At 68.4% G+C, this 24,667-nt stretch carries 26 protein-coding genes and 2 pseudogenes; 13 read left to right on the plus strand and 15 right to left on the minus strand.

The features are described from left to right. Positions 1–161 (minus strand): annotated as a pseudogene (locus AB0J24_RS27175) (1,4-dihydroxy-2-naphthoyl-CoA synthase); the annotation flags it as partial. Positions 162–447: 286 nt separating this feature from the next. Between AB0J24_RS27175 and AB0J24_RS27180 the strand changes: the two are divergent. From AB0J24_RS27180 to AB0J24_RS27195, 4 genes are all read left to right on the plus strand, one after another. Beyond that, a complete protein-coding gene (locus AB0J24_RS27180) occupies positions 448–1,716 on the plus strand; it encodes an integrase (protein ID WP_358686560.1) in 1,269 nt (422 codons plus the stop codon). Between the two features lie 58 nt (positions 1,717–1,774). Then, on the plus strand, positions 1,775–2,719 hold the full coding sequence (locus AB0J24_RS27185) for a hypothetical protein (RefSeq protein ID WP_358686562.1): 945 nt from the start codon (positions 1,775–1,777) through the stop codon (positions 2,717–2,719). A 134-nt stretch (positions 2,720–2,853) separates the two neighbouring features. Continuing rightward, a complete protein-coding gene (locus AB0J24_RS27190; RefSeq protein ID WP_358686564.1) occupies positions 2,854–3,267 on the plus strand; it encodes an Lsr2 family protein in 414 nt (137 codons plus the stop codon). A gap of 277 nt (positions 3,268–3,544) precedes the next feature. Continuing rightward, the gene (locus AB0J24_RS27195) at positions 3,545–3,970 is read left to right on the plus strand and encodes a PaaI family thioesterase (RefSeq protein WP_358686566.1); all 426 of its coding nucleotides are present in this window, start codon (positions 3,545–3,547) and stop codon (positions 3,968–3,970) included. 111 nt (positions 3,971–4,081) lie between these two features. Here AB0J24_RS27195 and AB0J24_RS27200 read toward each other — a convergent pair whose 3' ends face one another. From AB0J24_RS27200 to AB0J24_RS27215, 4 genes are all read right to left on the minus strand, one after another. Continuing rightward, positions 4,082–4,582: a hypothetical protein gene (locus tag AB0J24_RS27200; protein WP_358686568.1), complete on the minus strand. Its 501-nt coding sequence runs from the start codon at positions 4,580–4,582 to the stop codon at positions 4,082–4,084. A gap of 76 nt (positions 4,583–4,658) precedes the next feature. Beyond that, complete coding sequence (locus AB0J24_RS27205; RefSeq protein ID WP_358686571.1) at positions 4,659–5,156, minus strand: SRPBCC family protein; 498 nt, start codon at positions 5,154–5,156, stop codon at positions 4,659–4,661. Between the two features lie 89 nt (positions 5,157–5,245). Then, positions 5,246–6,748, minus strand: coding sequence for a hypothetical protein (locus tag AB0J24_RS27210; RefSeq protein ID WP_358686574.1), 1,503 nt, complete (start codon positions 6,746–6,748; stop codon positions 5,246–5,248). Then, complete coding sequence (locus AB0J24_RS27215) at positions 6,745–7,365, minus strand: TetR/AcrR family transcriptional regulator (RefSeq protein ID WP_358686577.1); 621 nt, start codon at positions 7,363–7,365, stop codon at positions 6,745–6,747. The genes AB0J24_RS27210 and AB0J24_RS27215 overlap by 4 nt, the downstream gene beginning before the upstream one ends. A gap of 231 nt (positions 7,366–7,596) precedes the next feature. On the opposite strand from AB0J24_RS27215, the gene AB0J24_RS27220 reads away from it, so the two are divergent. Together AB0J24_RS27220 and AB0J24_RS27225 are read left to right on the plus strand one after the other, a co-directional pair. Next, complete coding sequence (locus tag AB0J24_RS27220) at positions 7,597–8,835, plus strand: acyltransferase (protein ID WP_358686579.1); 1,239 nt, start codon at positions 7,597–7,599, stop codon at positions 8,833–8,835. Between the two features lie 16 nt (positions 8,836–8,851). Next, positions 8,852–9,460 (plus strand): helix-turn-helix domain-containing protein, encoded by a 609-nt coding sequence (locus AB0J24_RS27225; protein ID WP_358686581.1) that lies wholly within the window; start codon positions 8,852–8,854, stop codon positions 9,458–9,460. Between the two features lie 108 nt (positions 9,461–9,568). On the opposite strand, the gene AB0J24_RS27230 is transcribed toward AB0J24_RS27225, so the two are convergent. Both AB0J24_RS27230 and AB0J24_RS27235 read right to left on the minus strand, forming a co-directional pair. Then, a complete protein-coding gene (locus AB0J24_RS27230; protein WP_358686583.1) occupies positions 9,569–10,036 on the minus strand; it encodes a VOC family protein in 468 nt (155 codons plus the stop codon). Continuing rightward, positions 9,928–11,457, minus strand: a complete 1,530-nt coding sequence (locus AB0J24_RS27235; protein ID WP_358686586.1) for an MFS transporter — start codon at positions 11,455–11,457, stop codon at positions 9,928–9,930. Before AB0J24_RS27235 ends, AB0J24_RS27230 begins: the two co-directional genes overlap by 109 nt. Positions 11,458–11,528: 71 nt before the next feature. On the opposite strand from AB0J24_RS27235, the gene AB0J24_RS27240 reads away from it, so the two are divergent. Next, positions 11,529–12,176: a TetR/AcrR family transcriptional regulator gene (locus AB0J24_RS27240; protein WP_358686588.1), complete on the plus strand. Its 648-nt coding sequence runs from the start codon at positions 11,529–11,531 to the stop codon at positions 12,174–12,176. 177 nt (positions 12,177–12,353) lie between these two features. Here the strand turns inward: AB0J24_RS27240 and AB0J24_RS27245 are convergent, their stop codons facing one another. The 4 genes from AB0J24_RS27245 to AB0J24_RS27260 all read right to left on the minus strand — a co-directional run bounded on the left by AB0J24_RS27245 (position 12,354) and on the right by AB0J24_RS27260 (position 17,435). Further along, on the minus strand, positions 12,354–13,523 hold the full coding sequence (locus AB0J24_RS27245) for an epoxide hydrolase (RefSeq protein ID WP_358686591.1): 1,170 nt from the start codon (positions 13,521–13,523) through the stop codon (positions 12,354–12,356). Positions 13,524–13,922: 399 nt separating this feature from the next. Further along, positions 13,923–14,825 (minus strand): alpha/beta hydrolase, encoded by a 903-nt coding sequence (locus AB0J24_RS27250; RefSeq protein WP_358686593.1) that lies wholly within the window; start codon positions 14,823–14,825, stop codon positions 13,923–13,925. A 531-nt stretch (positions 14,826–15,356) separates the two neighbouring features. Next, a complete protein-coding gene (locus AB0J24_RS27255) occupies positions 15,357–15,758 on the minus strand; it encodes a DoxX family protein (protein WP_358686595.1) in 402 nt (133 codons plus the stop codon). 846 nt (positions 15,759–16,604) lie between these two features. Further along, the gene (locus AB0J24_RS27260; RefSeq protein ID WP_358686598.1) at positions 16,605–17,435 is read right to left on the minus strand and encodes a LuxR C-terminal-related transcriptional regulator; all 831 of its coding nucleotides are present in this window, start codon (positions 17,433–17,435) and stop codon (positions 16,605–16,607) included. A gap of 317 nt (positions 17,436–17,752) precedes the next feature. On the opposite strand from AB0J24_RS27260, the gene AB0J24_RS27265 reads away from it, so the two are divergent. Continuing rightward, complete coding sequence (locus tag AB0J24_RS27265; RefSeq protein ID WP_358686601.1) at positions 17,753–19,252, plus strand: serine hydrolase; 1,500 nt, start codon at positions 17,753–17,755, stop codon at positions 19,250–19,252. Positions 19,253–19,566: 314 nt separating this feature from the next. Here the strand turns inward: AB0J24_RS27265 and AB0J24_RS27270 are convergent, their stop codons facing one another. From AB0J24_RS27270 to AB0J24_RS27285, 4 genes are all read right to left on the minus strand, one after another. Then, positions 19,567–19,971, minus strand: a complete 405-nt coding sequence (locus AB0J24_RS27270; RefSeq protein ID WP_358686603.1) for a hypothetical protein — start codon at positions 19,969–19,971, stop codon at positions 19,567–19,569. 100 nt (positions 19,972–20,071) lie between these two features. Next, positions 20,072–20,494 carry a type II toxin-antitoxin system VapC family toxin gene (locus tag AB0J24_RS27275; protein WP_358686605.1) on the minus strand — a complete coding sequence of 141 codons (423 nt, stop codon included), beginning with the start codon at positions 20,492–20,494 and terminating at the stop codon, positions 20,072–20,074. Next, positions 20,491–20,730, minus strand: coding sequence for a hypothetical protein (locus AB0J24_RS27280; RefSeq protein WP_358686608.1), 240 nt, complete (start codon positions 20,728–20,730; stop codon positions 20,491–20,493). The genes AB0J24_RS27275 and AB0J24_RS27280 overlap by 4 nt, the downstream gene beginning before the upstream one ends. Further along, on the minus strand, positions 20,727–21,011 hold the full coding sequence (locus tag AB0J24_RS27285; RefSeq protein ID WP_358686610.1) for an AbrB/MazE/SpoVT family DNA-binding domain-containing protein: 285 nt from the start codon (positions 21,009–21,011) through the stop codon (positions 20,727–20,729). Before AB0J24_RS27285 ends, AB0J24_RS27280 begins: the two co-directional genes overlap by 4 nt. A gap of 172 nt (positions 21,012–21,183) precedes the next feature. Here AB0J24_RS27285 and AB0J24_RS27290 point away from each other — a divergent pair, with 172 nt between their 5' ends. From AB0J24_RS27290 to AB0J24_RS27310, 5 genes and pseudogenes are all read left to right on the plus strand, one after another. Next, positions 21,184–21,450, plus strand: a complete 267-nt coding sequence (locus AB0J24_RS27290; protein ID WP_358686613.1) for a hypothetical protein — start codon at positions 21,184–21,186, stop codon at positions 21,448–21,450. Between the two features lie 194 nt (positions 21,451–21,644). Then, positions 21,645–22,004 carry a hypothetical protein gene (locus AB0J24_RS27295; RefSeq protein ID WP_358686616.1) on the plus strand — a complete coding sequence of 120 codons (360 nt, stop codon included), beginning with the start codon at positions 21,645–21,647 and terminating at the stop codon, positions 22,002–22,004. 319 nt (positions 22,005–22,323) lie between these two features. Continuing rightward, positions 22,324–22,564, plus strand: a pseudogene (locus AB0J24_RS27300) (helix-turn-helix domain-containing protein); the annotation flags it as partial. 1,446 nt (positions 22,565–24,010) lie between these two features. Continuing rightward, on the plus strand, positions 24,011–24,262 hold the full coding sequence (locus AB0J24_RS27305; protein ID WP_358686619.1) for a hypothetical protein: 252 nt from the start codon (positions 24,011–24,013) through the stop codon (positions 24,260–24,262). Next, the gene (locus AB0J24_RS27310) at positions 24,238–24,501 is read left to right on the plus strand and encodes a hypothetical protein (protein ID WP_358686621.1); all 264 of its coding nucleotides are present in this window, start codon (positions 24,238–24,240) and stop codon (positions 24,499–24,501) included. The genes AB0J24_RS27305 and AB0J24_RS27310 overlap by 25 nt, the downstream gene beginning before the upstream one ends. Positions 24,502–24,667: the final 166 nt, after the last annotated feature.

Consider the following 24,667-nt stretch of genomic DNA (forward strand, 5'->3'; position numbering starts at 1 on the left):
GTGCCGGGCCGGAACGCGTTGAGCACCTCGGGACGGTCGAACGCGATCCGCACCGCGCCGGTGGACACCGCGCGGTGGTAGGTGATGTCGCGGAAGTCGAAACCCTCCACCTGCTTCCAGGCGTCGGGATCGAAGGTCTCGGAGATGATCGTATTCACGATGCAACCCTAGAAGATCCAGACCTTGCGCCTGCGCCTGACCTGCTTCGCCGGCGGATCAAGTTCCTTGTAAAGAACTACGACACGGGCACCGGAAGGAAGCATGTCACTCCGCCACGCATAACCGCAGGTCGAGGGCTCGCCACCAGGTGTCGGCAGGGCCTTCGGGTCCCTCGTGAACACATCTCCGTGTCGCTTCCGCCTCTGCGGCTGGGGCACGCGATAATCTCTGGTTATCTGACCTATCCCGCGGAAGCGGGCGCAGGCCCATGCCGACGGAAAGGCCCTGATGAGCGCCGAGAGCACCCCAGACGGCGGTCCGGGGGCCGGTCCGGGCGCTGGTGCGGGCATCATTGAGCTCGACACGGGGGTGCTGGCCGGTGGTGTCGCGTCCGCGGCGGCCCGCGCTGCTTCGCTGGCTGCGTTGGCCGAGCGGGCCGACGCGCATGCGGTCGCGGCCCGGGCGGCGAGCACCCGTGCCGCGTATGCCGGGGACTGGGCCCACTTCGCCCGCTGGTGTGCCGCGGCGGGGTTGGCGGCGTTGCCGGCGGCGGTGGACACCGTGCGGTTGTATCTGGCCGATCTGGAGGCCACCCGCACCGAGTGTGGCGAGATCGCGTTCTCCCCGGCGACGATGGGCCGGCGGTTGGCTGCGATCGCTGCCGCCCACCACGACGCCGGGCACCCGTCGCCGACCCGCGACCCGGCAGTCGGGGCGGTGCTGACCGGCATCAAACGCGCCCGCGCCCATTCCAGGCACCAGATGCGCCCGCTGCTGCTCGAGGACCTGCGCACTGTGCTGGGCGGGATGGGGTTCGGGACCTGGCCGGCCGGGTTGATCGCCGCACGGGACGCGGCCGCGTTGCTGATCGGGTTCACCGGGGCCCTGCGCCGCAGCGAGCTCGCCGCTCTCACCGTCGCCGACGTGGTCTTCCATCCGGTCGACGGGCTGCACGTGCGGATCGCGAGGTCCAAGACCGACCAGACTGGCCGCGGCGCCACCGTGGTGCTGCCCTACGGCACCTGGCCGGGGACCTGCCCGCCCTGTGCGGTGCTGCGCTGGCTGCAGCTCCTCGCCGCCGCCCCGCAGGGGCGTCCGGCGCTGATGCGTGCCGTCCTGGAAACCCCGCCCTGGCCCGACCTGACCCACCTGTTCGACCACCCCGACCCCACCACCGGCACGTCTGCGCCGGCCGAGACCGGCACTGCGGGAGCCGCGGGGCAGACACCCCGGTCGGGGCGTGCGCCGGTGCCCGCACTGGCCGGCGACACGCCGCTGTTGCGCGGGGTCCGCCGCGGCGGCACCCTCACCGATACCGCGATGACTGGGGACGCCCTGCACGCCATGGTCCGCCGCCGCGCCCACACCGCAGGCCTACCGGGGCCGGTCGGGTTCCACTCGCTGCGCGCCGGGTTCGTCACCACCGCCCGCCGCGCGGGTGCTGATCACCGCTCGGTGCGCCGTCAGACCCGCCACTCCAGCGACGCCATGATCGAAACCTACGACCGCGACCACACCCCGCTCGCCGGCAACGCCGTCACCCGACTCGGGCTGTGAACTCCCGATGACCCCCGAGCCCGCCGTTGTTCGACCGGTCGCCGGTCGAGCAGCCCCGGTGGGTTGCGCGGAGCCACTGCGGGATGCCGCCGGTGCCGGTTACCGCCGGGAGTGGGCGTTGTTCTGCGACTACGCCGCCGCGACCGGGCAGCCGGCGCTGCCGACCACGGTCGCCGCGCTGGCCGGGTTCTTCACCGCGCTCCCGGCCCGCCCAGCCACCCAGGCCCGGCGGATCCGCGCGATCGCCGCCGCACACCGGCGAGCCGGGCACATCCTGGCCCGCCCACAGAACGGACCAGCCGCGCTACCGGACCCGACACCACGGCCCCGGACCGCCCACGCCGCCGGAGTGGATCCGCTCGAGATGATCGCCGCCTGCGCGACCCGCGGCTGGCCACACGGCCTGCACGGACGCCGCGACGCCTTCCTGGTCGTCACCACCCTGATCCTGGGGCTGCCGCAGGGACGCGTCCGCGCGCTGGTCCCCGCCCAGATCACCCTCGGAGCCGATGGCGTGCGGGTCGGTGCCCACGCAGTGCCCGCCGACGCCGATCCGCGGCGCTGCCCGGTATGTGCGGTCGTACGCTGGCTGGACATCCTCGGCATCCTCGACGGCCTCGGACGCGGATCAGCCCGCATGCACCTCACCGCCGCGCACACCCCCACCACCCTCGATCCGCACCGCCACTACATCCCAGGCCCGCAGCGGTGGCGCGCCGCCGCCACCCTGCTACCGGCCATCGACCGCCACGGCTGGCACGACGACTACCAACCCATCACCACACGCACCATCCGCACCCGCCTCACCCTCGCCGCACAACACCACGAACAGGACACACCGGCCCTCGGTACACAGGCACCGGGGACGGTCGAGTGCGGGCCGGTTACCGCGGGTCGGTCAGCTCCCGGGCTGGAAGAGGCCCTTACCCTCCTCGAGGACATCGCCGACGACGCCGACGCCCTCAACGACCGAATCCTCGCCCTGCTCAAGGACAACCAATGACCCCGTGAACCCGTTGCCACCCAGTTGTTAAGGCAACGCCGATGAGTCTCCTATCTCATACATCCTTTCCCCGGGCTTATCGGTTACGATCACCCTAATCACACTAGATTCTCGTAGAACCTGGGAGACGGACCGTGGCTCGTATTGAGCACATTACGCTGGTCGATGACCTCGACGGCAGCAGCGCGGACGAGACCGTCGAGTTCATCGCGGACAACGTCGCCTATGAGATCGACTTGAGCCGGGCCCATGCCGCCGCATTCCGTGAGGCACTCGCGCCCTACGTCGCCGCAGCGCGACGGGCACCCGGCACGGCACGACAGCCGAGGCGAGACCGCACGACTGCAGTCACGACGATGACCAGTGAACGACGCCAGCGGAACAGCGCGATCCGTTCGTGGGCCCGCGAGAAGGGGTACCCGATCGCGGTCCGTGGCCGTATCCCGACCGAAGTCGCCGATGCATACGCCAAGGCCGTTGAATCGGGCCCCGCCCCGGATCCGCGTGCGTCGACCCCGTCGGCGCCACACTTCCAGGACGCCGGCTGACCCTGAGTTCGCATGCTCAAAAATTGTGTCGTCTTCGTATTGAGAGATGCTGCGATGGTGCCTGCCTCGAGGACAGAGGCACCATCGAGCCGTTCGCCTCGACTTCGGGGGTCCCCCCGATGACGCCGCAGAAGTGACAGCGACGCGGAATCGAGGTATCTGACACCCTGCCTGCGCACCGGTCGACGACAGTGTGCGGACCACTGGCGAAGGGCCCGTGCGCAATAAGCCAGTCAGTCGTTAGTACTCCGACGATGCTTACGACAGGGAGAACCAGATGACGCTGCCGGGCTCACGACGCCTCACGTTGAAGGAAGCAACAGCGCACTTGGCCTCTCAACCTTTCAGTGTGTTGTTGGGGACGCGCCTGGTCTCGTTCAGCCCCGACCGGACGATCCTCGAGGTAGATGCACGCGAGGACCTACTTCAGCAGAATGGTTTCCTGCACGGAGGCGTCCTTGCCTACGCCGCTGACAACGCTCTGACCTACGCCGGCGGTGCAGCGCTGGGGCCGGCGGTTCTGACCGGTGGGATGAGCATCGAGTATCTGCGTCCCGCGCTCGGAATCACACTGCGGGCGACCGCGCGGGTCCGCCATGCCGGCAAGCGCAGAACCACCTGCGCTTGCGACCTGGAGATGATCGACGAGACCGGCCAGGTGCGACTGTGCGCGGTGGCCCAGGGCACCGTCCACCCGGTATGACGGGTGGACGGTCCTTGGACTCCACCGGGCAGCTGCCTCCACGATCTTGGGGGAACCGCACGTGTGACCGGTGCGGAGTGGTCTGAGGGTCTGCTGGTCGTCGTGTCCCTCTCATGGTTGTTCGGGTGCACTCGATGGGCGGTGGCGGTGGAGGTATCCCACGGAGGCCGCGCCGAGTAGCGGTGGCCAGAGGGCGGCGAGCAGATAGCAGACGGCGCACAGCCATGCCCAGGCGTTGTAGTCGGTGCCCGCGAACGGGTCGACCTTGTCCCAAGCGATGATGGACATCGCCACGAGCAGAGCGAGCACGAGCGCACCCGCCGATCCCGCGCCGCTGACGACCGCCGGTACGTAGCGGCCGGGTCGAGGGGGCAGCCAACGTGGAGTCACCTTCCTCGGCTCGATCGTGAGGAAGAACATGCATCCGATGGCTGCGAGCTGCATGGCCGACAACAGGAGCAGATACCACGCTCCCGCACCCGGAATCTCCTGCTCCTGGCGCCAAGCGTCCGGTGTGCCGAGAGTGGCCCCCATCGCGAGAGGGAGCCGCCACAGAGCGGTCGGCAACGCGACCGTCATGCCGGCGTACGCGCACCACGCCACCCAGTTCACCGAAATCGACCGAGTGCTCATCGTTCGCCGAGCGCCGCGCGACCGTGCCCGACGACGTGACGCGGAACGGAGGTCCTCATGATGTCGTCTCCGTGCCCGCGGAACCACTGCGCTGGTGCCCGGTGATTCCCGTCGATCGCCTGTGCGGGAACGGACTGTCGGCCGGCTGAGGAGCGGCGGCCCGCTCGGCGAGGCGTTCCAGCCGCAGTCGCGGGAGCGTGCCGAGCGCGTGCCCGAGAACCACGGCGAGAGCCCCGTGCCGCTCGACCGTGTGCGTCACCCGCGTCTGGTGCCGCGTCGGGTGCGGTGACAGCTGCCACTGACCGGTTTCGGAGAGCCCGCTCACCCGCCAGGACATCGTGATCTCCTCACTGTCGACGTGGGTGTAGGTGAGGGTTCCTCGCAGGCCACGGATGACCTGGAGTTGATAGTCAGTGCCGGCTGCGGCACGCGCAGGGCCCTCGACCCGCACGAAAGCCGGGTTCCATTCGGGCAGTAGCGGAGCGGACAGGAGTACCCCGCGAATGCGCTCGGCAGGAGCCTCGATGATGGCGCTCAACGTGGCGGTGGCCATTGGACGGTTCCTTCCTGCGGACTCGACGGGATGTATGCCATCGACGCGGGCCTGCACAGGTACCTCTGTGTCTGCTCGGCGACTGGTCTCTACATCGGTGTCGCGATGACCGCCGTGGCGTGGGCATCGAGCACGGCCCTGCCGTCCTCGATGACCGAGCGGGCCCGGCCTGGACCACTACTGCCGACCTGTTCGAGGTGCGCCCCCGCCGTCGTCAGGTCCCCGGTCAGGTCCCCGGCCAGGGCCACGGCGACCGGCTTGGCGGTCTTGTTGACCAGGAGGATCTTCTGGTGACCGTCGGTGGTGAGGTAAGCCTGGGTGTGCAGGCGAGTGTCGGGGTATCCGTGTTCGGTGGTCGCTGAGGTGCTGACCAGCGTGTCTCCGGGGCTGAAATGATGAAGGAGCAGGGCCAGGGCGTCGTATCGCGCGTTGGGTTTCCCCGTCTGCCAGTCCAGCAGGCTGATGCCCGGGTTCATTCCGGGGTAGTCGATGAACTCGGCGATTCCGACCAGGTCGATGCCCAGTTCGACCAGCTTGGCCCAGATGTAGGACTGGACCGATCCGCTCAGCGCCCAGTACTCGGCGGGGAAATCCGGGGCGGGGTCCATGGGCGCTGGTGGGAACGTGCCGAGTTCGTTGATGTGGGTGGCCGTCTGCGGCGCGAGCCGACGCCGTACGGCGTCGATATGGCGGGCCTGGTCGATGAATGCGTCCGCCTGGGCGAAGAAGATGTCCCGCCAATGTTCGTACGGTGCGTTGCCTTCCGGGCCGAACGGATTGACGATCTCTGGCTGGGCGTAGAAGTGGTAGGAGAACGCATCGATCGGGACGTCGTCGGCGTGGTTGTCCCGGTCCAGGAAGTGCCAGTAGTACGCCGGATCTGGATGGACGTGGCTCAAGGACAGGCCGATGAACTTCATGTCCGGGTCGAGGGGCTGCAGTCGGGTGACGACCGCGTCGTAGAGCCGGGTGTAGACTTCCGGTGAGAGCTGATGGCCGACGTCCGGCTCGCACAACACCTCCCAGTAGGCGAAGCGGTACCGGTGCCCCGACTCATGCCAGACCCCCAGCTCGTCGGTGAAGCCACCGGCGATGTACCAACTGGCCAGGCGATAGAAGTAGTCGGCGACCTCCGCACAGGTCGGGTCGCGCAGTTCGGTTCCCTGCTCGTACTCCCAATGGATCTCGTCCGGGTCCTCAGCGACCGGCACCGGCTCGGGGGTGATGAACATCCAGGTGGGGATGGTGGCGAAGTTCGCGACCACCGGCCGGCCCTGGGCGGCCGAGACGAAGTCCTCGACGAAGGGATCGAGCAGTTCGAAGTTCCACGATGTCGCCTCGGCGCTCGGCGGGGCGATCTCGGGTACCGCAAGCCGGGGCTGGGTGAACCAGGGCAGAAACCGGGTCAGATCGGCGCGCAGGTCGCGCAGCGCAGCAAACGCCGCCTCGTGGATCGCAGAACCCCGCCGGAGCTGAGGAGCGGTCCACAAATGGGTCGTCAGCGTGGTCCGGGATGTACCGGTCGGCGTGGACCAGTCGACCCGAAGCGTGGCATCTGCGCCCCCGGGAGAATGCGGTGGAGCTTCGGTCATGTCAGTGTTCCTTCCTCGGGAGGGCGTGCGTGGCCGAGCGCAGGCAGGATCGCCTGATCGACGATCGCGGCCAGGGTTGGGGCATCGGGCACCTCACCGGTGTCGATCTGGTGCTTGAGTACCAGCGCCTCACCGATGTCGACGACGACCGGCGTGACCAATCGAGGATCGACGACGCCGCGCGCGGCATAGTGCTCGATGACAGTACGAGTGAACCTGTTGCCACGAGCGTCGAAGACCCGCTCGTAGAGAGACTCGACGAGATCAGGACGTCGTCGACGTTCCGCCAGGATCGCAGCCACGACCGGCGCGGCGGGCCCCTCGAGCCAGCCGACCAGATGCTCCAGCGCGCGCAAGAGATCCGATCTCAGCGCATCGCCACCCGGCGAGACCTCCTCGACCGGCACCATCGCTCCAAGCGCGTCGAGCAACAGATCCTCGACCGACGACCAGTGCCGATAGATCGAGGTCTTGGCCACGCCTGCCCGACGCGCAACCCCCTCGACCGTGAGCCGGCCCAGCCCACGCTCGGTCACCTCCGCAATGACCGCCATCTGGCAGGCGTCGCGCACATCGGCCAGTGAGCGCCGAGGCGCGCCAGCCTTCCTCGTGTTCACACCGGCCAGCATAGATACGCCGTCGTGGCTACGCAACCGTCGCTACTGCTAGGTAAGCAACACGAGGAGAACCAGCGCAGCCACACCGAGCCAGTGGAAGGCGAGTGCGAATCGTGCCGCCCCGGCCAGGGAGCGACGTCCAGACGACGGGGCCCGGGCACTGTGATGCCATCGAGCCCTGAATGCTGTCCAAGTGGACAGGAGAGTCGCGGACTTGCTAGCGTCCTGTCCATGCGGACAGGACCTGCGGCTGGAGCCGCACTGCCGGGGACCACGGGTCAGGCGACAGATCGACCGGCGCGGCTGCACTACGTGGACTCGATCCGGATCGCCCTGTCTGCCTTGGTGATCTTTCACCACGCCGCGCAGGCCTACGGACCACAGGACTGGTGGTACGTCGAGGATCAGCCGACGGCACAGTGGATCGAGGATTTCGCCGTCCTCAACGCCCCGTTCAAAATGAGCCTGTTCTTTCTGGTCGCAGCGTTCTTCCTGCCCGCCGCTGTCGACCGCCGCAGGGAGCGGCCCTACCTCGGGCCACGGTTGCGGAAGCTGGGCGGACCGATCCTCGTCGGGTTCTTCCTGCTGATCCCGGTCCTGATGTACGCCTACTACCTGAACTTCCGGCACCACGGGCCGATCGGGTTCGGCGACTACTACTGGAACATCTACCTCGGCGCGGGCCCGGAGCCGGAAGGCTGGAGCGGCCCGATCTGGCCGGATCGTCAGTTCGGGCATCTCTGGTTCATCCAACACCTACTGGTCTACTCGCTGCTCTATCTGGTGTGGCGCGCGGTCGTCGACCGCATCCGCACCCGTCGCGGCCTACCAGCTGCACCAGGCGTCCGTCGCACGCCGGAGAACATCAGCGGGCTCGCAGTGCTCAGCTTCGCCGTGGTTGTGGCAGTCGGCACCGCTGTCCTACGGATTCGGTACCCGGTCGACGAGTGGATACCGGTCGCGGAGATCATCCAGACCGAGCCGGCCGATCTGGCCCAGCACCTCCCGTTCGTGATCGCCGGCGTCCTCGCCTACCGCAGGGGCTGGCAGGAGACGATCCGGCCTCGGGTGGCCTACGCCTGGTTCGCCGCCGCTGCTGTGTTGAGTGCCGGCTACGTCAGCTTCCGTGAGCCGTTGACCAGCTTCTTCGCTTGGGGCGGCGCCAGCGCCGGGCAGTTCGCGTGGGCCGGCTACGAGACGGTGCTGTGCGTCGGGTTCGCGCTCGGCCTGGTGGTGTTCTTCCGCGACCACGTACGTGGCACCAGCAGACTGCAGCGCGGCGCCGCGAATGCCACGTTCGCGATCTACCTGATCCATCTCCCGATCGTGGTCGGGCTGCAGTACCTGGCCCGCGACGTCCCCCTCGACGCCAGCGGCCGCTTCCTGATCGTCGCAGGGGTCGGTTTCGCGCTCAGCGTTGCGGCCGCCCTGGTCCTCCGTCGCACGCCGGTCGTCCGCGCGGTCCTGTGACGATTACGCTCCTACCGTGCCACCAGCGCCCGCCAAGCCGAACCGCGGCGATGCCCGCGTCGCGCTCGTCGCCGCAGGACGCAAGCTCTTCGCCGAGCAGGGGTACGACGCCACCACAACCCGCCAGATCGCGGCCGAGGCGGCGGTCTCGCATGCGCTGCTCCGCTACCACTTCTCCTCCAAGGCCGGCCTGCGCGACGCGGTCGACGACGACGTGCTCGGCTCGTTCACGAACGCCGTGGCATCAGCTCGCGAGGAAGGCATCGAGGACGGTGCCCTGGCCGAGGTCGGCCGCGCCACGGCGCTCCTGTTCGGCGCGGACCAGGAACGGCGACGCTACCTACGACGAGTACTCATCGACGGCGATGACCGCGCCGCAGCACTGCTGGCACGCCTCGTCTCAGGCGCCGAACGGGAAGTCGAACGTCTGCTGCCCCAGCCCAGCGCGTTACCGCCGGAGCACCGTCGATGGGCCGCCTACCAGACGCTCTTCCTGATCCTCGGGCCACTCCTGCTCGAACCAGCCCTGCACGCCGTCCTGGGCAGCGACCCCTTCGCACCCGAGACCCTCGCCCAACGAAGCAACGCCAACCAGCGACTGCTGCAACACGGCTTGTTCGCCTGAGATGACTCGATGAGCCTTTGCCAACCTGGTGTTCGGGCTGTTCAGCAGGTGTGCGGCGTGGCGTGACCTCGACCGCGGTGGTCGGCTGGCCCGCCCGATGGGTGCGGCTCATCGCGTCGGTTGCCAGAGGCCGATGGTGTTGCCTTCGGTATCGGTGACAGCCGCGCTGTGGCCGTGGTCGCCGATCGGAACGGGGCCGGTGACGCGGCGCCCGCCGACGTGCTCGACGTCGTACAGGGTCGCGGCCACATCGGTGACCTGAACGACGATGACGGGCGCGGCGTTCGGAGCGGCGTCGTGGACGAGACCGCCGTTGATCGCTCCCGGTGCATCCGGTCCGGCGGTGAGCAGCTGGGTGTACCCGGTGTCGGGGACCGCCACGGTGTGCCAGCCGAACGCGGCTCGATAGAAGTGTCGGGCGCGCTCAGGTTCGGCGGCGGAGAGCTCGAAACGGACGACGGGACAGATCATCGCGGTTCTCCTGTCGGAGCGGTGTTCCAGAGTCGTGCCGTCACGACCGCGGCGCTGACCACGAGCAGGACAGCGGCCAGGGCTGCGGCGGTGCTGAAGCCGCATACGAACGCGTCGGTTGCGGCGGTGACCGCGGCAGTCGGGTCAGGGAGTGACGGCGCGATCTGCAGCGCGCCGCCGAGCGTGTCGGCGGCGTCGCGGGTGACGAGCAGTTCGGGTGGGGCGGTATCGGCCAACCCGGTGCGGTAGATCGCCGCGGCGGCGGTGCCGAGGATGGCGATTCCGACGGCACCACCGAACTCCGCGGAGGTCTCGCCCAGTGCGGAGGCTGCGCCGGCCCGCTCGGGCGGTGCGGTGGACACGATCAGATCGACTGCCAGCGGGGCGACCAGCCCGGTGCCGAAGGTCAGCACGGTGTAGGCGGCCATGACCGCCGGTACCGTCGAGGTGGCGCTGATCGTGGTGAGCAGCAGGAATCCGGTCGCGGCGAGCAGCAGGCCGGTGCCGACCGGTACGGCGGTGCGCACCCAGCGGACTGCGGTGGTGGCGAGCACGATCCCGGCAACGGTTCCGGCGATGGTGGGCAGCATCCACAGCGCTGCAGTGAACGGGCGCAATCCGAGCACGAGCTGCACAAACTGCACCGCGAGGAACCCCATGCCCGCACTGGCCGCGACCACCACCGCCTGGCAGGACAGTGCGGCACCGAACCCCCGACGACCGAACAACGCCAGTTCGATCAGCGGTGCCCGGGCCCGCTGCTGACGCCGCACGAACAGCACTCCCGCGAGCGTTCCGATGATCAGACCTGTCACCGGCATCGGTCCACCCGTGCCAGCGGCGAACTCCTTGACCCCGTAGATCGTCGCGGTCACCGCCAGCAGCGACAACACCGCCGAGGCCACGTCGGGGCGAGGCCGGCCGGGATCGCGGGACTCGGGCAACAAGACCGGTCCGACTAGAAGCAGGGCCGCCATGACCGGCACGTTGATCAGGAACACCGAGCCCCACCAGAAGTGCTCCAGCAGCACCCCGCCGACGATCGGCCCGATCACGACGCCCCCGGTGAACGCCGCGGTCCACACCCCGATCGCGGCGCGGCGGGGCCCGTCGTCGGGGAACATCGTCCGGATCAACGCCAGGGTCGACGGAGCCAGGGTTGCCCCACCGACACCGAGCAGCGCCCGGGCCAGGACCAGCGTCTCCGGTGTCGAGGCGAACGCGGCCAGCACCGACGCTGCGCCGAACAGCGCCGCGCCGGCCAGCAGCAGTCGTCGCCGCCCGATCCGGTCTCCCCACGCACCCATGGTGATCAGCAGGCCGGCCATCGCGAACCCGTACACGTCCATGATCCACAGCAGCTGGGTGCCACTCGGCGCAAGATCCGCCGATAGCCACGGCGCGGCCATGAACAGCACCGAAAGGTCCATCGACGCCAGCAACGCCGGCAGGGTCAACGCCGCCACCCCCCACCACCGCCGACCTCGCCGCCGGTCCGCCTCGTTCTGCACCGTCTCGTCCACCATGGCTGAACCATACACAGTATTAAACGTTGTATGAATCCTGTCTTAGACGGTGTGTAGGTAGACTGTGGCGTGTGGGGCATCGTCAGGACCTGCTCGCGGCAGCTAAGCGGCTGATCACCGAGCAGGGGTATGCCCAGATCACCGCCCGGGACCTGGTGGCCGCCTCCGGGACGAACCTGGCCTCGATCGGTTACCACTTCGGGTCCAAGGACGCGCTGCTGACGGCGGCGGTCCTGGAGGCCTACGAGGAGTGGGACGAGATCGCAGAAGCGGTCACCGCCCTGCCGCCCGGTACGCCGAGTGAGAGGCTGCACGTGTTGCTCGACGGGCTGCGCGCCGCTGTTGCCGCGCAACCCCGGCTTTTCGCGGCCGGTCTGCACGTCATCGCACGCAGCGAGGGTGACGCCGATGATCGTCGACGCCTGGTCGAGGCCTACGGCCGTGCTCGACGCGGGTTCGCTGCGCTCGTCCTCGACCAAGACCCTGACGGGCTCGACGAACACACCGTGCACGCCGTCGGCTCGCTCGGACTGGCCGTCATCATCGGCGTTGCACTGCAGTGGCTTCTTGACCCGCACGCGGCGCCGGACGGTGAGGGACTCACCGAGGCCGCCCGAGCGCTCGCTGAGCACCCTTCACGACCACCGCCCACCCAGGCCGAGGCTGACAGCAGTGGCGGCAGCCATGATCGTCGCTCGGCCCACCATGAGGTCGACTGAGAACACTGCTCCTGCACTCGGCCACCGGAAACTCGCGAGCACATCTGCGGGGACACCAGCAGGACCCTGTCGGTGGGCTCGACCCCGAGCGACTTGCCCTCGGCCCGTCGACCACGTTGTCGCGGTGGCGTCGGTGAACGCCACTGCGCGGTCCGAGTGGAGCGACATGACTCGATCCTAGGTGTCACCGTGGCGCGGGAGGGTGCCGAAGAAGGCACGGATGTCCGCGGCGTGTGCGGCGGGCTCCTCCATGGCGACGAAGTGGTTGCCAGGGTTGTCGTTGGGCCAGTGGGCGATGAGGTTGTTTCGCTCGGCCAGTCGGCGGATCAGCTCCGAGCCGCCGGCATAGACGCCGGTGGGGACTTTGTCCTGCCCCTTGGGCCAGCCGAAGCCGCCGTCGACCAGCCCGTCATACATCGGCCACGACGACGACGCGACGGTCCCGGTGAACCAGTAGAGGCTGACGTTGGTCAGGACGTGATCACGGTCCATCACGTCGTCGGGGGCCTTGGCCATCGGGGTGAACTCCTGGAACTTCTGCAGCATCCAGGCGAGCAAGGCGACGGGGGAGTCCTGCCAGGCGTGTGCGAAGGTCTGCGGCGCCTTGCGCAGGAGGACGTGGTGGTCGACGCCTCCGCCGGACCAGGCCAGCATCTGCTCGTACTCCGCACGCTCGTCGTCGGTCATCTCGGCCACGTCGTCCTCGGTAGGGAAGCCGATCCCGCCGTCGATGTGCACGCCCACCACACGCTTGGGGTCAGCCTCGGCGATCGCCGGAGCCACGTAGGCGCCGAGGTCGCCGCCCTGTGTGCCGTAGCGCTGATAGCCGAGCCTGCTCATCAACTCGGCCCACATCCGGGCGACGCGGTCGACGGTCCATCCGGCCTCCCGGGGCGCTTCGGAGAAGGCGAAGCCTGGGACGGACGGGACCACCACGTGGAAAGCCTGCGCCGGGTAGCCGCCGTGCGCGCGGGGGTCGGTCAGCAACGGGGTGATCTGAGTGAACTCCACAAATGTGTTGGGCCAGCCGTGGGTAAGGATCAGCGGCAGTGCGTCGGGCTCCGGCGAGCGCACGTGCAGGAAGTGCACGTCGTATCCGTCGATCTCGGTGAGGTACTGCGGGAACTCGTTGAGGCAGGCCTCCTGCGCACGCCAGTCGTAACCGGTGCGCCAATGCTCGGCCCACTCGCGCAGATAGTCGGCGGGAACACCCCTGCCCCATGCGTCACCGGGAGCGCTGCGGGGCAGTTGTTTCACCCAGCAGGTACGGGCCAGCCGCTCGGTAAGATCGTTGAGCGCGGTCTGGGGGATTGCGATTCGGAAGGGGCGGATCTCCGGGCTGGTCATGCTGTGCCTTTCCGGTGGATGTCGGCGATGCGGTCCCCAGGCTAGGCATCATATAGGTCAAATCCGGTCCTATTCGCGTGTCAACACGAAAGGGGACCGCGACCGATACAGCCGCCCTCCTGCTGGCACTGCTCGCGTTGTTGCAGATCCCGCGCAAATGATCGGGCAGCGAGCTGGCCGAGCGCATGGAGTGAGTCGGCGCACGGTCGGCGCGACGTCGACCGGTTGCGATCGCTCGGCTATCCGGTCGAGGCAGTCATGGGCGCCCCTGGGTGGATAGCGGCTGGTGGCCAGCGCGGTGCTTGGCGGCGATCAAGACCGTCACTCCGACGCCTTGCTCGCAGCACCCCGGCCACCTACCGGCGCAAAGTACGTCTTCACGCCATCACCTTGATCATCTCAAACACCTCGCAGGAACCGTTGGAGTTCGCGGTTGAAGGCCTCCGGGTTGTCCTGGTTAGCGTTGTGTCCGGCCTCGGGAATAACGACGTAGTCGATCTGCGGGTCGCTCGAAGCCCAGCGGGTTCCGTCCTTGCGGATGTTTCCGGTGCCATCGTGCTCTCCGTGAGTGAGGAGGAAGGGGACGTCGATCCGGAGGTCGGGGGAACCCTCCCGGCGCACCGCAGTCGCGACGGCATCGAAGATGCGGGCTAGATCGCGTTGAGCGATCGTCGACAACGCGTCGAGCGCGTAGGCCCGCACGTCCTCCCGCACCGCGGTCGCCCTGGCCATCGAGCGGCGCAGGTGGCCAATCGGCCAGAGGGCGAAGGCATGGACGGCGAAGCGCATCGCCGCGTGCTCCGCCCGGGTCAAAGTGGAGGCAATCGGGGTCGAGCCGATGACGACGAGCGCCACGACGCGATTGGGATGTCGCAGAACAGTGTGCTGTGAAACGTACGCGCCCATCGACTGGCCCACCAGCACGGCTCTGCCGATTCCGGCGTCGCCAAGCACTGCGACGAAGTCGTCGACATAGTCGTCGATCGTGGGGCGATCGATGCCTAGGGGATGGGATCGGCCGTGGCCTCGAGCGTCCCAGAGGAGCACGCGGTGGTCAGAGAGGAGCACTGGGACCTGGGCATTGAACATGCGGTGATCCATGGCCGCGCCGTGCAGGAGCGCGATCGCGGGCCGGTCCACGGCACCCCCCACCCAGTAATGGAGGGAAGTGCCGTGGCGCTCCAGCACACGGCTCTCGAGACCCACAGGCGTGCGGGTCCAGTCGATGGTCATCGCCGCCTCTTTCGGGTCGGTGGTTCGTGTCGGTGTTGCCCGGGTGTTGACGGTCAGGAACTGCTCCACCCTCCCCGCTACTTGCTTGCCCGCTACCTGTCGCCCCGCCACTGACCCAAGAAGGCTGGTCCTGGTCGGCGCCGCCGACAGGAGTGACTCGGGAAAGATCTGCACTGCCCCAACTTGGCCTGCCCTCCTGTCGAACCTCAGATGCTTTGGCCTGGCCGCCCGGTCGGCCGGAGCCCCGCTGATCGGCAGGCCGACAGCGACACCGATCGGAAGGTGGCTCTGCTGGCGACGGTTGCAATCGACAACGGCGGCCTGTTCCCGTCGTTCCGGTTCGAGGACTCATCACCGTCCACCCGAGCTGCGCCACGCCCGGACGTTGGTGCGCTCGCCCGGTCGGAACGGCTCGTGTGAAGGCAGCTTCGGGACTCTGACGTTGACGTACGGGCGCTGTTCCCGGGGAGGTCCCCGTTGTACTGGACGTGATCGCGCACTCCGGGGGCAGCCGCACCGACTGCAACGCCATCTGCCCCTGCCGAGTCCCTGGCCTGCCGGCGGCATCTCGAGTTCGGGACAATGCTCCAGACCGCCGCGTCATGCGGTGAATGGTTCTACTGCCAACCGGCCCCACACCACCACTGCCGCTAGCGCCAGGTAGGCAAGGTTGATGACTACGTGAGGGTGTTCCTTGCGGCGCAGGTGGGTGACGGCCGCACCGACCATGATGACGACGAGGCCGAGCGCGGCGAGCGGCACCAGCACGGGCGCGATGCCGACAAGGGGTGGAGCCACCAGGCCGATGGCGGCGAGCAGCTCGAGCACTCCGATGGCCTTGATCGCGACTGGACTGAATTCCTCGGTCCACGCGGCGCCATCGCGCCCGCGGATTCGGCCGGCAGCACGGAGCTTCTCCTTCGACAGGGCGACCTTCAGCGTTCCGCTCGTGAAGAAGACGGCGGCCAGCACGATGGCAGCTGCCCATAGGATCGTGTTCATTCAGTGGATTCCCCTTGTGTTCCCGCCATGTTGGCGGTCGGTGTGCCGGCGACAGATCGCTAGCCCGGATCTTTCGTCCCGCGGCGCGGGCTTGATCGACACCGGTGCTGGCCGGTTTGGTGGGGTTGATTGTGCCTGTGGGGTGTGACAGTTCGGCCGAGGTCGCTCGGGTGGCGGCGGCTCCACGGTCCGGTCGAGGGGTCCTGGGTCGGGGACTGTAAAAACTTCGGCTCTGGCACAGATTCGGTGGTGGACTGTCAGCTGAGCAGGATCCGCTGCCGGAGCAGCGGGAACCCGGCCCGGCGATACATCTGCCGCTTGAGCAGCTTGACCTTGGTGTTCGCACCTTCCGATCGGCCCGTTGCTGTAGGGCAGGGTCAAGCCCGCCAGGACCGCGGGCAGGTCCTGGCGCAGGCCGCGGACAAACCTGTGCAATGGGGTGAGGTCGCTGTTGTCGACCGCGTTCATCCAGGTGTGCACCTCGGTGCCGCGCCGTTGGGTGAGCAGGCTCGCGACGTCGCGCACGTGTTCGACCAGCGCGGTGAGCTGTGGGCATGCTGCGATCAGGTTGTCGAGGTGCGCGCGTCACCGTCGGCGAGATCGCCCGGCGGGGTCATGATCCACGAGACCAGCCGACGCGGTGCGGGGACGGCCCGCTCGGTGCGGGCCCGGCCTTGGTTGAGGTAGCGGACCAGCAGGTTCGCGCTGCCGGTGTAGCCGCGCTCGCGGATCTCGGACGAGGTCGCCAGGCCTGTCGTGCCGAAGGTAGCGGCTGGGCTCGATGCCCTGGACGAGCAGGTGGTGGATGGTGGTGGACCGGGGCGTGCCTGACCCGGGTGCGCTTAGTTAGAGAAGGCCGGCTGTGCGAGCGGCGATGGCTGCGCGTCCTCGGTTCGGGGCGTCGAGCTTGCGCATTGCGCTGTGCAGGTAGGCCTTGACGGTATTGACGGTGATCCCGAGTTGGTCGGCGATTTCTGCGTTGCTGGCGCCCACGGCGACGTGTCTCATGGCCTCGAGTTCCCGCGGCGAGAGCCCCCGTCGGCCAGGGTCGGCGCGTTCGGTGTGTGCGGACCGGGCTCCGGTGAGCCCGTCTCGGATCCGGGTGAGTCGAGTCCTGAGCTGGGGGTCGGTTGTCGAGGCGATGAGCGCGGCGAGATCACCGATCGCTTCGCTGCGGGGGGCGTCGAGTGGCGGTGGGGCGTGTCTTTCGAGTAGGCCAGCGGCGTCGCGGCTGATGTTTGCGATGACGGCACCTGCGTTGCGGACGGCGAGGTCGCCGATCGGACGGTTCTCGCGTAAGGCCCCGTACACGACACCGCGCACCGCGCCGTGGAGCACGATCGGGTAGGCGAGGATGGCGGCGAGCTGCTCACGCTCGACCACCACGTGGTCGTAGTCGTGGGTGATGGCGGCGGTGGTGGCGTAGTCGCTGACCCGGCACGGCACCCGGCGGGCCATCGCGGCCCCGCCCAGTCCTCGCCCGGCGAGCACGCTGATCATCCGCAGGGAGTCGCCGAACGTTCCGACGAGCTGGTTGATCGTCAGTTGCACGCCGCCCCGCAGCTTGCGGGTGGTGCCGCCGAACACGACCGGCAGGCCCGTGGCGGCGCTGAGCTCGTGGAGGTGGCGGTGCATGACCTCGTCCAGGACCCGCGCGACGGTGTCGTCGTCGACCACGGCCGTCTCCCTTCGTCGGGGAGGCGCCGATGCCGACCCCGGTTCTGTGACGTGCAACGAGCCGATGCGCTCGATGTTGTGACTCAGGACCCGTGCGATCGGTCAACTCGCCGGTCGGCCCTCCGAGCAGCACGCGGGCATCTGTCGCAGGTCACCGAGCTGCCAGCGCGAATCTGCGCGGGGGAGGGCCCGATCGACGCCCCGTTCATCCGGGGCGGGTACCGCCTTAGGTTGGTGTCATCGTCACCTTCCCCGAACGGCCCCGTTGTGGTCCGCAGCGTGTGCGACGACGCCGCGCAGGACGCAGGGAGGGCACTGTGCGAAGGAGCCGACGGCTCGCCGTCCTCGCCGTGACGGCGGCGATCATGGCCGGTGGAGCGGGAGCCGCGATCGCGGCTCCTGCACTGCCGCTGCCTATCCCCGGAGTTCCCGGGGCGCAGGAAGTGACCGACTCCGGTGAGTGCGAGATGACCCGGACCGGCGAGTACCCGCGCTCGACACCGGAGTCCGTCGGCCTGGACTCGGCCAAGCTCGACGAGGCCATCGGCTACTGGACCTCGCAGGGCGCGGAGACGGTGAAGGTCTTCCGGCACAGCTGCCTCACCGGCGAGTCCGCGCTCGACCCCGCACTCGAGCGCGTCCCCCGCATCAACTGGAGCCAGACCAAGACCGTTTCCGCTCTGATCGCCGGTGTCGCGGTCCGCGAGGGACTCATCGAGGTCGACGCACCGATCGGCGACTACCTGCCCGAGGGTCTCGGCGACGAGGCACACCGGACGATCACGGTCCGCTCGGTGCTGACGATGAGCACCGGCGTCCAGATGAACTGGGCGCGCGGCCTCAACCTGTTCACCGACATCTCCCGCGCCCGCGAGGCCATGTCGATGGAGATCCAGCATGAGCCGGGCGAGTACTTCCAGTACGACCAGACCACCCCGTCGGTGCTGAACTACGTCATCCAGCAGGCGATCTGGCAGCAGGACCCGGAGCTGGACTACCAGGACTGGGCGCAGCAGGAGTTCTGGAACAAGCTCGGGATCCCCGAGTCCGCCTACTGGTGGCAGCGTGACCGTTCGGGCAACACGCTCGGCTACTCGAAGCTGTTCCTGCGTCCGTTGGAGTTCGGACGGCTCGGTGAGCTGATGCTCAATGACGGCGTCTACCAGGGCGAGCGCGTCATCGACGAGTCCTACATGGCGGAGCTGCGGACCGGTAGCGACGCCAACTGCGGCTACGGTTTCCTGACCTGGCTGAACTCCTGCGAGCCGGGCAAGACCCAGGTCGACGCGGCGTTGTTCGAGCGCCGCACCTACGACCCGGCCGGGCCGTGGATCACCTCCGCGCCGAAGGACCTGTACTTCTCGTTCGGCCTGCACGGCCAGCACACCTTCGTCATCCCCAGCCTGGACATGGTCGTCACCCGCAGCGGTGAGGTCCCGCCCGACACCCTGGAGAACACCCCGAGCGGCGACACCAAGCCGCTGGCCGGGGCGCACATCCAGGAGGGCTACTTCACCTTCTTCCGCAAGCTGATGGATGCGGTCACCGACATGCCCGACGACGTCCGCGCCACCATCGCGAACCCCGACGGCCCCTGGGAGGGCCCGACCGGACCCGACCTCGCCCTCGACCCACAGCTGTTCCTCGACCCGATCGATGCCGCACCCGGCTCCTACCTGGCCGTGGGAGACCAGGCGCCGCAGGGCTGCACGATCGCCGGCTGCGAACAAGAGCCCAACGACGGCCTGAAGTGGATCACCGACGTGCCACGCACCGTGCCCGGCGTGGCCGGTATCGAGGAACGGCCGAACGGCTGACCCTCGACCCCAGATCCGGCGGGACGTTTCTCCTGGCGTCCCGCCGGACCGGTGAGCCGGTCCCCCCCGGGATCACCACAAGGCTGCCCTGTGTGCGAACCGCAGGTCATATCGGCGCATCGGCACGGCCGGCTCACCCCGGCGCGCGCCGAGGGACAGAGGACGTCAGCGCCGACCCGTCCCGCTCTACAGCGACCCCGGCTACGACTCCAAACCGCACCGACGCATTCTGCTCAGCTAATCCGGCACACCACCGCTTCTGCGCCAGAGCAGGAAAGTTGACAGTCCCCCGTCGCCGAGGGTCGGCAGCACTGTCAGTGGTGGCCGAGGTGGTTGCCGGCCTGTGCCGCGGCGGCGAGCGCGGCCACGACCGGGCCGAGTGCCACCCGGGCCTGGTCCAGCGCCCCGGCCACCTCCCGGCAGGTGTCGGCCCCCGACCGGTCGCCACGGTCGTCGTAGAGGGTGAACGCCTCGGGGAGGTGGCCGGCGACGTGCGCGAGCAGCTGATCCAACCGTGCGGCCGCGGACTCGAGGGTGGCGACGAGCTGGACCACTGCGGCGGGGGAGCCCAGTGCGCCGGGGTAGCGGGTGGTGTTGTTGAGGTAGCGCACCAGCTCGCTGAGCGCCACGGCCGCCGCCGCGTTGAGCTCGGGGTCGCGGGGCCCGTCGTAGGGCCACCGCGGCGACGAGGTCGTCGCCGTGGAACTCCGGCCAGCCACCCAGCGCCGCCCGCCCCTCGTCGCCTCGACTGTGCTCGTTCACGGGCCCGCCACGGTCACAGGGGGTGCAGTCGGTCAGTCCGGGGTGTTGGTGTGGGTTTTAGCGGATGGCGATGACGGTGATGTCGAGGTCGAGTCCGGTCCAGGCCTGATCAGCGGTGATCGCGGGCCCGTCGAGGCGGGCGGCCAGGGCCAGGCAGCACCGGTCACCCAGGGACAGCCCAGCGGTGCGGGTGGCCGGCCACAGCTTGGCTGCGGTGGTGGCGTCGGCGGCGTCGAGGGGTTCGATCCGGATGCCGAGGGTGCGCAGGCGAGTCACGGCGCGGTCGGCGTCGACGCCGTGCTGGGCCAGTTTCTGGTGGACCTCGGCCAGGTTGACCGCGGACAACACGGCTCCGCCTACGTGTCGGTCGACGATCTGGGCGCCGGGTTCGGCGCGTAACCACGCCAGGACCGCGGACGCGTCGAGCACCGACGGGCCCGCCCCGGCGGACCGCTCGCTGCCGCTGCCGCTGCTGGTCATCGGTCACCGTCGATCTCGCCCCAGGACTGCCCGGCCGCAGGCGCGACCTCGTCGCGGTCGGGGTGGCGGTCGGGCAGGTGTGCACCGGTCTCGTCGTCGTAGATCTCGCCGCAGGCCGGGCAGGACCGTTGGCCGGGCCCGAACGGTTCGAGCTCGGTGCCACAGTCCAGCCGCCCGCACATCCACACTTGGTAGGCCGGGCCGACGTCGTCGGCCGGGTCGGAGTCGCGGGTCATCGGGCGTTCTCGGCGGCGGCTTCGGTGCGCCGTTCGGCGATCAGCTCGTCGACCGGCGAGCCCTCGGGGTCCCCGGTCCAGGACTCGGCGATCTCCCGACGCATCCGGTCGATCAGCTGTTCACGGGTCTCCAACACGACTCGACCGTCCTCGACCGACAGGATCAACGTCGCTCCGGGATCCATCTGTAAGTCGCGTCGGATCTGCGCGGGGATCAGGACCCGGCCGTCCTGGTTGACGACGACCTCCGCCGAGCGACCGGCAGGTACCTGTTCTGTCATGAGTCGAGGATACCCCATGCACGCGATATAGCTGTCACCTCACGGTCATATATGTCAGATGCTCGACATGCCCTGCATCCTGTAGCTACGCGACATAACGTTGCTTCTGTCGCGCAGCACGAGAGCAGGGTTTGAGGGTCCTGTCTGCGGTCCGAGGGGGCAGGATGCCGGGGTGGATCTCACCCCGCTCCAGCGCGTCACCCTCTACCGCCTCGTCGAGGGCACCCAGACCGTGGAGACCGCGCACCGGCGGTCGCTTCGGTGGCTGCGCCGGTACGGGCTCATCGACGCCGACCACGTCCCCACCGACGAGGGGCGGGCCTACCTGCAGTCCACCCGGCGGGGACGACGGTCGCGCTCGTCGTCGCCAGAGCCGGTCGACCCGACGAGCGGGACGCGGGACGCGATCCGGCGCTGGCAGGCCGGCGAGCGCGAGTAGCGAAGACCCGTGCGGCGGCGACTTGCCGGCCCCTGACGACGGTACATCGGAAACCCCCGGGTGGCCGATGATGCGCCGGGTCTGAGTCTCATGTCGGGCCGCGCCACGCAGTCCGGGCTAGCCGCTCCCAATCGGCCGCTCTATTATATCAGATGTTACCACATTAGGGCCAAATTCAAGCAGGAGGAGCACGCGTGGATCCGACCGTCAGGAAGTGGCTGAATGAAAGCGGCATGGCGATGTTTGCGGCAGACTTCGACGACGAACTGACTGTATTGACCCTTGTCGCTTCTCACCCAGAATCAAATCGGTTACCCAAAGAAGTACTACATGCTTGGTGTCGCAGATTGTCCGAAGCTCGGATGACATGGCGTCAGGCGGAAGTCGCTTTTGTCCACGCGGCACGTGATGCGGGCTGGGCAGACGAGCGCATACGGGTTGCCCTTGGACTGGGCCAGAACCAGGACCTGGATGACCACGTATCGATACTCGAGCGCCAGAGCGTTGAGCAACATCCATCACGCAGTCCGGGATCCTGGGGAGCAGCTCCCTGAATCACAAAAACCGTGTTGGGCGAGGTACTCAGGTGCCGTCCAATCGTCCTCGTCGAGTCGGCGAACACCGTGCGTAAGCAGAAATCGCGCCGGTCAGGCGGATGCAGGACCCGATTTCCGCAGCTTACGTGTGGCCGCGTGCGTGATCGTGGGGTGTCACTGCTGGTCAGCGGGACGGCGTCTGGTCTAGGTGTACTGACCACAGACATGGGTCGAGGTCGTCTGACGACACGACCTGACTGATCTTGAAAGGCGAAGACCTCCTACGGAGCGTGTGGAGCTGTCGAAGGCATCCGCACCTCAACCACAGCAGGTCCTCGTGGTTCACGCTAACGCCCCGCTCACCGAGAAGCACAGGCTGCACCTTGCCCTCCTGATCGTCGAGAACGGGCTGCCGATCGCGCAGGCCGCGCAGCGGTTCCAGGTGGCATGGCCGACGGCGAAACGCTGGGCCGATCGCCGGGCTGCACCGCCTGACCCACGTGGACCGGGCCACCTGCTCCATGTGCACGTTAAGAAGCTGGGCAACATCCCCCGACGGCGGCGGCTGGCGCTACCTGGGTCCGGGTCCAGCAGTCCTGGCCCTGGGCGATCGACCTCGCGGCCGCGTTCACGCGCCTGCACGCACTTCCCCCGGTTGACCGGCACCTACAGAAGATCGATCGCGAGCTTCATGAATCACCAGGGCTAAACGGGCCGAGTTGCGCGGGGCGATCTCGACCAAGCCAATCCGAATAGTTTCTGCGGGCCACCGTTGGCGAGCTGTTCCGCGTCGACGCCGCGAAGATCGCCGGCCACACAAAGCTGATCAGCGCGCGAATGGACACCGACAGCGCGGACGGGAAGGAAGGGGACCGGAGCTCCTGGTGACAACGAGTTGATCTCAGCGATCACTCGTCTACCAGGGCTCCTCTACGTCCCGGGACCGCCACGCCGGCCAGGACCAACCCGTGATCACCACATGGAAACGGTTCAATGCCGCTCAGGTCTTAAGCACCGGGGGTTGACTCATCGACGATCTGCAGGTTAAGTGGTTTGCGACCCTGTAGTTCTTTTCTAGTCGAAGCGACATCTAACCGAACAGTGAGACGCGATGCACACTCACGCAAGATCGAAGATCCCCCACACAGTGGGCCGTTCAATGGTGCTTGGCGCACTTCTCGCCACCCTGCTGTCCTTTGGCCTGACAGGTCCGGCTGCAGCATCAGGCGCGACTAGTCCATCTGTCGCGCATGAATCGGTTTCTGTGATGCAGGACGGCGGGACCGCCCCTCCACCCAGCAACATCAATATCTACGTTCGAACGTATACACTGGACGATACACCAAACCCGATATCTGCATGTCGAGCGGGCGGCGCGGATGGCGTCGCTAACGGCGTCTACGGCCGCTACTACTGCTGGGACACGGTGCCGGGTGAGATCTCAGAGCTATGGGTTACCCGAATGGCAAGATAGGAAGCGTCGAGTAGTCTCAGGCTAGTTCGTGGGGCCGTCCGGGTCTCCTACCCCCGGCGGCCACGACGGACGGCCCCGCCGGCACCGGGCCGCCCGGGTGCGGTGAGAGTGTCAGAGGGACCTGCGAGGCTGGTGGGGTGAGCTGGCCCCAGCGCGTGTACCACGCGGTGACCTGCACCGATGACTGGTGTGACCCCAGCTGCCCGATCGCCGGCCTCGATCCGACCGGGTGCCGGTCACCGTGGCGCGTCGGACGACACGCCGCGCGATGTGCGCCTCGGGTGAATCCCGGCGGTCTACCGTGACCGCATCGGCGGGCGTGCAGGCCGGATCGGCTACATCTCGTGGAGCGGGCGTGCCCTTGCCGGGCAGGTCCGGTACGGCCTCGTCTCGATGCACGGGAGTGTGATCGATGTACACCTCGGCCTCCCACATCGCACCCGGCCACTCGGCCACCCCCGCCCGGGTGCCGCGAGCCGCGGGGCGGGTGGGGTTGCGGCGGTGTGACCGGTGTCGGCGCACCCCGTGTGAGCCGATGGAGCAGGTCCTGATGAGCGCCGAGTGGCTCATCGCCGGTCCGGACGGCCCGACCTTGGCCTGCTTCTGCCGTTCCTGCACCCCCACCGGTTCGATCACTGATCTGACCTGTCTGCGTTGCGGTGACGGCCCGCTGCTGGCCGGCGGCCTGGCTGTCGACACCCTCGACAATCTTCCCGCCCCGGCCCGCCGTTGGTTGACCGCGGCGGGGTGGCGCCTCGACGGTCCGGTGTGCCCGGGGTGTCTGCCCTCGAGGGCCCGGTGACCGCCGCCGCGCACCGGCGGGACCGGGCGGCGCGGTTGGTGTGTTGTGGGCGTAGCTGGGGTGGGGTCGAGCGGGCGCACTGTTGTCGCCGCTTCGGTGGTTGCGGGCATGTCTTCGACGACGCCGCGCTGTGGGACGCCCACCGTGCCGGCGGGCGCTGTGTCGCCCCGCACGAGCTCGGGCTCCTCCAGACCGCCACCGGGACCTGGGTCCGGGCCCTGCAGCGCCCCCAGACCTGAACCACGCCACCGGGCAAGCGCGTTTGTGGTCGGTCCCGGTTGCGAACGGGCTGTCCGGACCATCATCCGCGGAAAACGCAGGTGCGAGGGGTCTGCCCGCTGCGACAGGTGTCTTCGCCGATCGGGCGGTGGATGCCGCGGGTCCGGCCCCTGGATGCTGTGGTCG

Source organism: Pseudonocardia sp. NPDC049635 (assembly GCF_040659795.1).
In the GTDB taxonomy this organism is placed as follows: domain Bacteria; phylum Actinomycetota; class Actinomycetes; order Mycobacteriales; family Pseudonocardiaceae; genus Pseudonocardia.

What these genes read in the sequence shown, in the direction of transcription:
- AB0J24_RS27180 (WP_358686560.1), top strand. Translation starts at nt 448, where the DNA reads ATGAGCGCCGAGAGCACCCCAGACGGCGGTCCGGGGGCCGGTCCGGGC.
- AB0J24_RS27195 (WP_358686566.1), top strand. Translation starts at nt 3,545, where the DNA reads ATGACGCTGCCGGGCTCACGACGCCTCACGTTGAAGGAAGCAACAGCG.
- AB0J24_RS27205 (WP_358686571.1), bottom strand. Translation starts at nt 5,156, where the DNA reads ATGGCCACCGCCACGTTGAGCGCCATCATCGAGGCTCCTGCCGAGCGC.
- AB0J24_RS27210 (WP_358686574.1), bottom strand. Translation starts at nt 6,748, where the DNA reads ATGACCGAAGCTCCACCGCATTCTCCCGGGGGCGCAGATGCCACGCTT.
- AB0J24_RS27220 (WP_358686579.1), top strand. Translation starts at nt 7,597, where the DNA reads ATGCGGACAGGACCTGCGGCTGGAGCCGCACTGCCGGGGACCACGGGT.
- AB0J24_RS27230 (WP_358686583.1), bottom strand. Translation starts at nt 10,036, where the DNA reads ATGCGGCTTCAGCACCGCCGCAGCCCTGGCCGCTGTCCTGCTCGTGGT.
- AB0J24_RS27235 (WP_358686586.1), bottom strand. Translation starts at nt 11,457, where the DNA reads ATGGTGGACGAGACGGTGCAGAACGAGGCGGACCGGCGGCGAGGTCGG.
- AB0J24_RS27245 (WP_358686591.1), bottom strand. Translation starts at nt 13,523, where the DNA reads ATGACCAGCCCGGAGATCCGCCCCTTCCGAATCGCAATCCCCCAGACC.
- AB0J24_RS27255 (WP_358686595.1), bottom strand. Translation starts at nt 15,758, where the DNA reads ATGAACACGATCCTATGGGCAGCTGCCATCGTGCTGGCCGCCGTCTTC.
- AB0J24_RS27275 (WP_358686605.1), bottom strand. Translation starts at nt 20,494, where the DNA reads ATGACCAGCAGCGGCAGCGGCAGCGAGCGGTCCGCCGGGGCGGGCCCG.
- AB0J24_RS27280 (WP_358686608.1), bottom strand. Translation starts at nt 20,730, where the DNA reads ATGACCCGCGACTCCGACCCGGCCGACGACGTCGGCCCGGCCTACCAA.
- AB0J24_RS27285 (WP_358686610.1), bottom strand. Translation starts at nt 21,011, where the DNA reads ATGACAGAACAGGTACCTGCCGGTCGCTCGGCGGAGGTCGTCGTCAAC.
- AB0J24_RS27305 (WP_358686619.1), top strand. Translation starts at nt 24,011, where the DNA reads ATGAGCGCCGAGTGGCTCATCGCCGGTCCGGACGGCCCGACCTTGGCC.